This is a genomic window from Parashewanella curva (genome assembly GCF_003675895.1).
GTDB lineage: Bacteria > Pseudomonadota > Gammaproteobacteria > Enterobacterales > Shewanellaceae > Parashewanella > Parashewanella curva.
In genome coordinates, this window is the sequence record NZ_ML014870.1 from 1 (window position 1) to 6806 (window position 6806).

General features: G+C 36.7%; 7 protein-coding genes and 1 pseudogene. 3 read left to right on the forward strand and 5 right to left on the reverse strand.

The window, feature by feature from the left end; translation table 11 throughout:
- Positions 1–304, forward strand: a pseudogene (locus tag D5018_RS22050) (IS4 family transposase); the annotation flags it as partial.
- 33 nt (positions 305–337) lie between these two features.
- Here the strand turns inward: D5018_RS22050 and D5018_RS20070 are convergent.
- The 4 genes from D5018_RS20070 to D5018_RS20085 all read right to left on the reverse strand — a co-directional run bounded on the left by D5018_RS20070 (position 338) and on the right by D5018_RS20085 (position 3295).
- Positions 338–1183 carry a hypothetical protein gene (locus D5018_RS20070; protein WP_121840760.1) on the reverse strand — a complete coding sequence of 282 codons (846 nt, stop codon included), beginning with the start codon at positions 1181–1183 and terminating at the stop codon, positions 338–340.
- A gap of 466 nt (positions 1184–1649) precedes the next feature.
- Complete coding sequence (locus D5018_RS20075) at positions 1650–2111, reverse strand: hypothetical protein (protein ID WP_121840761.1); 462 nt, start codon at positions 2109–2111, stop codon at positions 1650–1652.
- Entirely contained in the window at positions 2108–2578 is a 471-nt protein-coding gene (locus D5018_RS20080; protein WP_121840762.1) for a hypothetical protein, read from the reverse strand. Before D5018_RS20080 ends, D5018_RS20075 begins: the two co-directional genes overlap by 4 nt.
- A gap of 117 nt (positions 2579–2695) precedes the next feature.
- Positions 2696–3295, reverse strand: a complete 600-nt coding sequence (locus D5018_RS20085) for a hypothetical protein (protein WP_121840763.1) — start codon at positions 3293–3295, stop codon at positions 2696–2698.
- Positions 3296–3866: 571 nt separating this feature from the next.
- On the opposite strand from D5018_RS20085, the gene D5018_RS20090 reads away from it, so the two are divergent.
- Entirely contained in the window at positions 3867–5087 is a 1221-nt protein-coding gene (locus D5018_RS20090) for a hypothetical protein (RefSeq protein ID WP_121840764.1), read from the forward strand.
- A gap of 184 nt (positions 5088–5271) precedes the next feature.
- Here the strand turns inward: D5018_RS20090 and D5018_RS20095 are convergent, their stop codons facing one another.
- The gene (locus tag D5018_RS20095; RefSeq protein ID WP_121840765.1) at positions 5272–5670 is read right to left on the reverse strand and encodes a hypothetical protein; all 399 of its coding nucleotides are present in this window, start codon (positions 5668–5670) and stop codon (positions 5272–5274) included.
- A gap of 562 nt (positions 5671–6232) precedes the next feature.
- Between D5018_RS20095 and D5018_RS20100 the strand changes: the two genes are divergently transcribed.
- Positions 6233–6685 (forward strand): hypothetical protein, encoded by a 453-nt coding sequence (locus D5018_RS20100; protein WP_121840766.1) that lies wholly within the window; start codon positions 6233–6235, stop codon positions 6683–6685.
- Positions 6686–6806 lie beyond the last annotated feature (121 nt).

Here is a 6806-nt window from a genome sequence, read left to right on the forward strand (position 1 = left end):
TACAGGGTTGAGGTTTTGCTTGCTTCTACATGCTAAGCAGAATGATGACATCAGCAGAGTTTGTGACTCAAGAAACCTGCTTTGCGACAGTCTGCAAAATTTAGATTTTGCCTGTAAGTTGTGGGGATTATTTAAGGCTTTAATCAGTGATGCAGTTTCTAGTATTTCTGCATTATCAGCAACAGAAAGTGAGATCATACTGAATAAGATCAACGAAGAAGCAACCAAGTTTTTTAATCAAGTCATGCAAATGGATACTTTTACATTACGCCAAGAGGCTATTTCAACTGAAAAGTTCCCATGATTTTAGCTAAAAATGAACTCCGAAACTTGAGATTTAATTATTCTCCTTATAAGTGTTAACCCTATCGCAGGCATTGTGGATTGCTGCAGAGAAAATCTTTGTGGTAATTCTTCTGTAAACCCTATTTTGGAATTTAAATTTAGCTTTATGCCTTTCTTTGGTGTTATAGAAAAAGGTGGATCTCCATGATTTACCGAAAGAACTTTGCCTTGATAGATCGCTTTTACACTGTTTAACAGAAACTAATGCTGACATGAGCTGGTTTGCTTGTTGGCCTGACATTTGAGTTTGACTAACGCCACTGGACATTAGTTTTCCGTATATATACCCTGCCGATAAAGATGTATGCTTAACGGGTTCAGCCAGATCACCCATGATTATTTTTATTTCAAAGTCATCCCTTATACCATTATCATTTGTATCTACGCCCAATAATGATTTAGCTTCGTCTGAATCAGGATCAAATATTGGGATATCAAATCCAATTCCAGGGTGACTGAAAGGCTTCCAGAAGTCATGGAATTCAGAGTCACCTCTAGGGATAAGACTTTCACAGGGTTTTACCAAAGTAAAATATTGATTGTGATACTTGACGCTATTACCTACATAATAAAATCTATCCATTTTTTGCCTATGTTCGACTGAGCGAGGATCATCATTATATTCTTTGATACCTGTTAATATTACCTGATTCCAACCGATACCAGATGTTGGAACTGAAACCCTATTAGCAGTAGACACCCATAGATGATTTTTGTATTTAACAATTGTTCCTATCGAATATATTGTATTTGGCTGATAGTCATCAAAATCTTCATACTCTTGAGAAAAGCTGTAGCCTGGTATTAAAAAAATTAAAACAAATAAAAATTTTTTCATAAGATATCCTTATTAGTTGAAGTGTATCCATTCACCACTATTGATTTATTATAATTAACTTGAGCTACTACATTTCCGTTTACATTTATTTATACGGAATCATCTCCATTATTTAAAGTAAAAGATGTCGATTCTGGCACTAAAACTACACTTTGATTCAGGACTAAATTGCTTGAGTTAATTAGGTTTTAGAGTTTTAAATCTAACACAAAATGGGGCAAAGCCTTGTCAGTCTTCACTCAGAACTTACTCACCAATGGACATAAGCTGGTTAGGTTAAATGCTCTAAAGCTAAGTATTCAAATTAGAAATATTAATTTGATACATCTACAATTTAAAATTTGAATTTGTAACCCAATGCATTGCCAAATACCCCACCTTAATGTTTCCATTAAGATGGGTCCTATTTATTTTGTTAAATAGTAGAAGGATCAGAAAGCCTAAGGCAATCTGATCCTTTGGTTATCTACTTTTCTAATCTATACAACTCTTCAACAACCGGCCAATCTCGCAACGAGCAAGGTGAGTTATATACATGACCTGAAGAGCGAAGCAATGTAAATTCATCATCAACATAGCTACGATAGAAGTACTGTAACTCTCCGTTCAAGAACCTAAACCTAAGAAACACATTACTCATTTCTGTATGAATAATCATTTCCCTATCAAAGTCTCCGGGGTTATTATTTACAGTCGCTTGCAACAAGCAATTCTTAAGTTCTTCTGTAATAATAACTTTAGAAAGCGCTTTCTCAGGATTTTTAGCTAACCTGATGTTTGAGTAAACCCAAGCTGACTCGCTTGGGGTTAGTTTTTCAAGATCTTTATGCAGCTCTTCAAACTGTTCGTTTCTGTCTTTCCAAATGAAAAAAATCCAAACAAGAAGGAGTAAAATCACTCCTAACACCTTCATTACACCTTGTCTCATTTGAAGACTCCATTTGTCCATCTATGGAAAAAGTATGATGGGACATCTGCAAATGGTATTGGCTGAGGCTTGCCATGAACGCCACCATATCCAAATTGAGCATGTCCAGAAAGGTCAGCTGACCCCACTGCTAAGCTTAATGAAACTCCTTCAACAAACCTTTGGCCTTTAGGTTGAAGTGCTTGCACCGTCTCGAAACCGAAACCGAAACCTAAACCTAAACCTAAACCTAAACCAAAAGCACCTTCTGCACCTTCAGCAAAGAACGGGCCTGTCAAAGATTTTGTATAATTACCTCCATCAAAATACAACGTCAACTCTAACGAAGCATCGGCTGATGCCAGAGGCCTGATACCAATGTCTGGCCCTCCTTGGATTGACCAGTAATTACCAACATTAAGAGTTTGGCTCGCAAAGTCGACATTAAAGAACTCTCCATAAGGCGTCCCTGTAATGCCTTTTGTCACAAACTCTCCTGTAGCTTGAAGTCCCTGTGTATAGGTAAAGCCTCCCTCATCAGGTAAAGCATTTACGATCGCATTACCAACATTACTAGGCCAATTAACAATTGCATCATGATAAAACTAGAACGAACTCTTAGTCGCACCTACAGCATAATCAACACCATCACCCACAGCTGTAATAACTTTATGTAAGTTACTATTTTCATACTCTGTTCGCTGTTTCTTTCTAAACTCAACATAACTATCAGCCTGACGTTTAAATTGTTGGTAAGCTCTTTCTTGATCACTAACAGTACGTAACGTATTAGCTCTGTGCTCACCTCTAATCGCACCAGCATCAAATGCAGCTTGTCCCCTCGAAGACAGTGTTCCAACTCGATCTTTCATCCCTTGATGTCTTTCATCAAGATCTACTGCTCGCTTATTTAGCTGATCACTATATGCATTCGCTTTCTCAACATTAGCACGACGCTTACGCTGATTTTCAGCCAAAGCCTTATCATTCTCAGCCACAATTGCAACCATAGCAGGATCGAGTGCGCCTTCAATATCAGCTTCAACTCCCGCTGCCGTTTGTGCTTGGGTTTTACGAATTTGAGTTTTGGTTTGCTCATCCACAGCAGCTAAGGCTTTAGCACTGTTTTTGGCTCTCAGCTCTCTAAGACCTTTATTAACCTCTTCGAGGGAAGATGTTGGTTTGTAATCCCTTATCGCCGCCACAGCAGCATTACCTAACGCATTGCCAAAGGAATCATAGTTATATCGAAATTGAAGGGGGTGACTATTAAATTTTAATTCTCTTAGGGTTCAATTCCCCGCAGCTCGCTGCGGTTTGTAGCTAAAAGAGGAAATGTTAATACCCCGCTTTCGCTTGCGAAAGTCTGAGCGAAGCGAAGACAGCTTGCTGCGGGGATTATTTATTTTCAATGAGTTGCCACCCCTTGGATAAAGTTGCCTACGCCTTAATTGCAAGCCGTCATAGTCATTTTTATTCTAGATGTTTTAGAACCTAGAACTCCCAATTTAACATCAAAGCCATGCGTAGATAATATAAACAATAAGATGCTGGGAGTATACATAGAAGAGCTTAACTCTATATTCGTTATTAACAAACAAATAGAGCTATTACTTTAACCAGCTTTGGGGCAATTTCGTGTCAGCTTTTGTTCAGAACTGGCTCATGAGGTAATACATTGATGAATCTTACTTTCAACTCCGATATAAAGTTGTATCGAGTAGTATTCTGAGTATGCTTTCTTATATTCTGAATGTTTAAAGTTGAGGTCATCAAATGTCTACCACTAATATAGAAGCCCAACTCGCAGATAACTTTTTAATTCAATGCTTTCAAAAGCCTATTCATGAAGTGTTTCAGGAGTTCAGTTTCAATGGGAATATTTACACCTTGAACCCTATCCATGGTCTCCAACATAATCATACCGTTATAGTGAAAATGTTTTGTACCAAAGAAGGAGTGCCGCCAAGGTATTATTACGACAACACTGAGCGATATAGACTTTTGCAACGTGATCCTGATGCTTATTTTGAATTGAATTTTTTAAACGAATGTTTATCGAAATCATTTGAAATATTACAGCCAAAATTCGAGCAATCTACTTTCATCAACGCATTGAATTTAGAATACTCAGGTGTCCATAAGACACACTTTCTCAATCAGTTCCATGTAACCGAATGTGATAAGCAGAGCGAAATCGCTGAAACTCATATTCACTCAGTTAATCAAGATTCATTTAATAGTGATGAGTCTCAATATGGCTTGCAAGTGCTCGATATTTGGGATAACGATTCAATCCACGGATCAGAAATGATTTTATGGTTCAATAATGACACTGAAAAAATTGTCGAAATTCCAGCGATCAGCACTTCTGAAAATCGGTATGATCTGCTGCCTGAATCATCTTGTTATTCAAAAGGGCTGTTAGAATGTGCACTACAACTAACAATACTGCCATTTCCAGTTGCAATTAACTTTCACCCTTATTTCTCTTTATTTAAAAATTACCCACCAGATAAGTATTGGATGGAACCAATTGGGTTTACAACCCTTCTTTCTGAAACCCTCAACCAATCCGCACTTGAAGCTTATTATATAATTTATGCTCTCCCTCAGCATATTAAGTTGATATTCGCACAGTATGACGCCGCTTGGTTGCATCAGCTAAGAACTGTTGCCAATCAGGAGCTAATATGGCAAAACTCTACCATTTCTTTAATTGTAATGTTTTCATCTGAATTCCCTTTTGGAGAGCAAACAGAGTGTGCTTTCACATTGAAACCAATTACACAAGGCGATAAGTATTTAGAAGTATTGTCTAATTCGACTTGGGAACCAGTGTTGGCATTTGAAGCGATTGAATGGATTAAGGCCGGAAATAAATTAAGCCCTATCGATGACGCCTTTCTGGAAAGTTGTGTATTTCGAAAACCAGTGATAACAAATGATGTTTCTTCTGATGATTCTGATGAAATGAATTTGAGCCATTTTTGTTAACAATGTACGTCCATATATTGCTTACGCTTTTCTATGAAAAACACAATAAAAACCACTGAAAGTAGTTTAATCGTCTGAAATTTAATAAATTCTAACCTTCGTAATACTGTCACGGTTTGGGGCTGGAACTATCTAGTTTAATTACTGATGAGACGCTTGGCAGGTAATGCTTCTGGTGTCGAATTTAATTTTTTTTGGGAAATACTGCGAGTAAATCGTTAGTTACATTACTAAATAAACAAAGAGTACTTTCTAATTTTGCTTCCGCTAGCGGATGACACCTGTATTCATCATAGACAATATCAGCTCTAAATTTGCTGCTTGTGAAAAGCTCATTGAATTCTATAACTAACTGCTGTCTCATTGATTGACATGTCGAAAGCCCCATTCTAAGTATGCAAGATACTACCTTTGATTCATCCTGTATTGGAAAATTCCCCTCCAAAAGCTTTAGAATTTCCAAGTACCCTTGGTATGGTGTTTGTTGCGGATCTCGTGCTATTGATTTCTGAACATCCCACAAACTAGGTCCAGACATATGATAATAGGCAAAAGGAATGCCATTTGACGCAGGTATACTCATTCTTACCTCAGAACTTAATAAGTTTCCTTTATCCTCACTTGAAAGCTTGTTTGTATTTTCTATACCGCACCGTGAACATTTGATTACAAATTCTAATCAAGGAACATTATAAAATTGATAAACATTGAGGGAAATATATAGCAAATGTTTTAAGCTTACTGCTTTTAATGAATTAGAATTCATCTTGCTATTCATCAACTAAATCGAATTAGTCTTGGATGTTTCAAGAGAAAGTAGAGCTTAGACTCTAAACGACTTTGGGGCAAAAGTGACTCAGGAATGCTATAAATACAAAAGATAAATTTTGAATCATGCGACGAACACAACACTCCCTAATTTTAGTTAAGAATCCTTGCTTTAAACGAGCTGCTGCCAATCCAAAAAATAGTTTCATTCACATTTTATTCAGCATGATTCCGTAAGATACTATTTAAGTTGATATAACTAAGAAAAAAAATGGCTCAAAATCCAGTAGCAACTACAGAGCAACCTTTGATCTTTAATCGTGAACATTATTTGGCTCTGGATCAAACTAACCATCTAGTTAGTAGTCATAAACGGTATGGGCTATCAAGTTTTTGCAAACAAAGAAATGCGTATCATTGAGAGTTACTTGCTAAATAAGGGAGATTTACTAGCTTTAGCTTCAACACAAGAGCCGCAATTTATACAAAAATTAAATTATAAGGCAATAAATCGCTCACTGGATTCGCTGAACGATCTAGAACTATTAGCGATTAGCCGTTATCTTCCAGAAATCATTAAGGAACTAACGAAATTGGGCCATATCTTTATTACTCATAGGGATATACAGTGCTTAAGCTTCGCTCAAACAGCACAACACAAGGTTAGGTTAGTTTTTGATAAAATAATAAGAGAAAACGAAAATTACAGTGATTCATATTTTGCTTTCCTTAACATTATTGCCAAGAATACTAGCTTAGCCGTTATCCATACAAAGTTACTTCAAGAATATGGCCCGGAACATTGCTCAAAAAAGGGGAGGATTGCTTAAGCATCCCCTCATATAAACCAGTCATATCAACGGTTTTAAGGTAAAATGCTCAAAATAGCCTAAACATGTTCAATGACAGCACCATGATAAATCAAGATTTAATTCATAATCACATAGATGA